The sequence below is a fragment of the Pseudolactococcus raffinolactis NBRC 100932 genome, assembly GCF_001591765.1.
Lineage (GTDB): Bacteria > Bacillota > Bacilli > Lactobacillales > Streptococcaceae > Pseudolactococcus > Pseudolactococcus raffinolactis.
Map to the genome: position 1 here is coordinate 1 of NZ_BCVN01000074.1, position 2,834 is coordinate 2,834.

The window sequence follows — 2,834 nt, forward strand, 5'->3', positions numbered from 1 at the left end:
TTTAGCACTCAATGTCAGACTAAGCTGTCAACTCCTTGATGTTCCTGAATCAAGTTATTATGAACGGATTAACCGACATCCATCTAAAACTCAATTAAGGAGACAATACCTGTCACTCAAAATTTCTCAACTCTTCAATGCTAACCGAGCAATCTATGGTGCTCCTAAAATTCATCATCTCCTACTTAAACAAGGGGAAAAGTCGGGTTAAAACTGGTACAGAAGCTAATGAAGCAGCTTCAACTCAAGTCTGTAGTCATTAAGAAATTTAAGCCTGGATACTCACTAAGTGATCACATCAATCGAAAAAATCTCATACAGACTGAACCTACAAAGAAAAATAAGGTTTGGTCAACCGACATTACTTATATTCCTACTCAACAAGGATGGGCTTATCTCTCAACCATTATGGATCGTTATACTAAAAAAGTCATTGCTTGGGATTTGGGCAAGCGAATGACTGTAGAATTAGTGCAAAGAACTTTAAATAAGGCCATTAAATCACAAGACTATCCAGAAGCTGTTATTCTTCATTCTGACCAAGGAAGCCAGTATACGAGTCTAGAGTATGAAGAGTTGCTTAAGTATTATGGGATGACTCACTCTTTCAGTCGAAGGGGATACCCTTATCATAATGCCAGTCTTGAATCTTGGCATGGACATTTAAAAAGAGAGTGGGTGTATCAATTTAAATATAAGAACTTTGAAGAAGCCTATCAGAGTATTTTCTGGTACATCGAAGCCTTTTATAATTCAAAACGAATCCATCAAAGTTTAGGGTATCTTACACCTAATCAATTTGAAAAGGTAAGTGCTTAAAATAAATAGATTAAAATTCTACGTTTGTTACTCTAAAAATTTGACTTAACGTCATCCTTAGACTTATTTGACTCGGTGCTTTTATCTAAATAAAAAACTATATAATTGAAGTCACTTACTAAAAAAGCCTCATAATAGAGGCTTTTATTTCTCACGATTTATCTAGAAATTTATTTAACTCTAGCTTCTTTATCTGTATTGTCTTCTACTTTGTCTTTTACTTTGTCTTTTACTTTATCAACTTGTTCAGAGGTGAATTTCCCAGTTGTTTGAGCCGCACTATTCACTCGATCTTGAATACTTACATCATCTTCTTTTTGTTGCTCTTTCGTTTTAATATCTGTGACTGTTACGTTAACTTCAACAACTTCCAATTCTGTCATTGCCGCAACCTCTTTACGAATGACTTCTTTAATTTTTTCATAAATATCAGGCACACTCTTACGATATTCTGTAACTACTTTCAAGTCTACTGCAACCTGTGTTTTCCCAACTTCTACGTCAACACCTGTTGTAACATCATCAGTATTAATAAGTTTTCCTGTTAAGTTTGAGAAGAACCCACCTTCTACGGAAAGAAGTCCATCCACTGATTCTAATGCTAGTCCTACAATCTTTTGCACAACTTTATCTTCATAAGTCAAAGCTCCCTTAATTTCTGGTTGGGTTTCCTTTGTTTTAGGAGTTTCTTTTTCTGCCATTGTTCCAAATGCCTTCATGTTTTCTTGTACCATAATATTCTCCTTTTATAATGTTATTTACGATCTATAAATTGATCAATGATTCCTGATTTTTTTAAGAATAGACCAATATAAATTCCTAATCCAATTAAAAATAAAACCAGAATCATTTTCCAAAATCCAATAGTGAAGATACACACAGCAATGAGTGCACCTACGATTGCCCCTATAATTGGGTATCGATTTTTTTCGAAATAATCCATTGATCCCTCCTACATAACACGCTGGCGTTTAGGGTTATCATCTTTACTTAATGTATTGACTTTTACTTTAAGTTTAACCGTATGTTCCAATCCAAAGAAACTTTTTAACCCTTCAATGATTTCCTGTTCCAGAACTTGGGCTTTTTGGGCCACTTCAACTCGAGGAACAATCTCACCCTTTATATCAATTTTTATCTTATTTTTAAAAAGTGAAACAGCGATTTTTGAGTTTTTAAGGTAATCATTTTCTTTTACTTTTTCACCTACAAATCCTTCAATGGCCGACTTCTTCAAAGTTAAAACTCCATTATTTGAAGTGAGTTGTACATCCATATAGGTTCGAGGATAAAAAAGGACTACAATCAAGGCGATAATTAATATGACTGTTAAAACGATGTTCCCCCAAAACAAATAATCTATCATATATTTACCTATGAAGGGAATGTGACTAGAGGTTGTTGTTATCCAATCATATTCCATGAAATTATAATAATCCCACGTCATTGGTAGAACAAGCGTAAGTAAAAGGAGATCAAGGACAATGAGTATTATTTTCTTTCCAGTTGCCAAAACTCCTCCTTTCTAGATCCTAAGATCTATTAATTCATTTTAGATAGGACGAAAGATACAACAGCAACCACAATCACTGCACCAACAATGGATGGTATTAATGCCATGCCAGCAAGCGAAGGTCCCCAAGTTCCAAGTAAGGCTTGACCTACAAAAGATCCAACTAACCCCGCTGAGATATTAGCAATCCATCCCATTGAACTTCCCTTATTTGTAATCGCACCAGCGATTAATCCGATTAATGCACCAACAATTAATGACCAAATCATAAGCCACCTCTTTCTAAAGATTATAATATGCTCTTTACTGTAGTTTAGCACTTTTAAAAAGCGTATTCAAGAGATGTGATTCATTTTTTTAATTTACTAACCCAATAATTATAGCACTTCAAATAACTAAGAAAATAAAAAAAGCCAGCATTTGCTGGCACTTATGTTTAAGGTACTCCATTATAACACATCTCTCTATTTTTGACCTTAAGACTATCTATATGGTATTACCT

The 2,834-nt window shown here is 34.2% G+C and carries 4 protein-coding genes and 1 pseudogene; 1 reads left to right on the forward strand and 4 read right to left on the reverse strand.

From position 1 onward, the window contains the following. Positions 1-819, forward strand: a pseudogene (locus tag LRA01S_RS10345) (IS3-like element IS981 family transposase); the annotation flags it as partial. A 170-nt stretch (positions 820-989) separates the two neighbouring features. Here LRA01S_RS10345 and LRA01S_RS10350 read toward each other — a convergent pair. From LRA01S_RS10350 to LRA01S_RS10365, 4 genes are read right to left on the reverse strand one after another with little or no spacing between them, the layout of a single operon-like run. Beyond that, positions 990-1,553, reverse strand: a complete 564-nt coding sequence (locus LRA01S_RS10350; protein ID WP_082785458.1) for an Asp23/Gls24 family envelope stress response protein — start codon at positions 1,551-1,553, stop codon at positions 990-992. Positions 1,554-1,573: 20 nt separating this feature from the next. Further along, the gene (locus LRA01S_RS10355) at positions 1,574-1,762 is read right to left on the reverse strand and encodes a DUF2273 domain-containing protein (RefSeq protein WP_047916766.1); all 189 of its coding nucleotides are present in this window, start codon (positions 1,760-1,762) and stop codon (positions 1,574-1,576) included. 9 nt (positions 1,763-1,771) lie between these two features. Next, complete coding sequence (gene amaP / locus LRA01S_RS10360) at positions 1,772-2,332, reverse strand: alkaline shock response membrane anchor protein AmaP (protein WP_061775530.1); 561 nt, start codon at positions 2,330-2,332, stop codon at positions 1,772-1,774. Positions 2,333-2,361: 29 nt separating this feature from the next. Continuing rightward, positions 2,362-2,601, reverse strand: coding sequence for a GlsB/YeaQ/YmgE family stress response membrane protein (locus LRA01S_RS10365; RefSeq protein ID WP_047916768.1), 240 nt, complete (start codon positions 2,599-2,601; stop codon positions 2,362-2,364). Positions 2,602-2,834 lie beyond the last annotated feature (233 nt).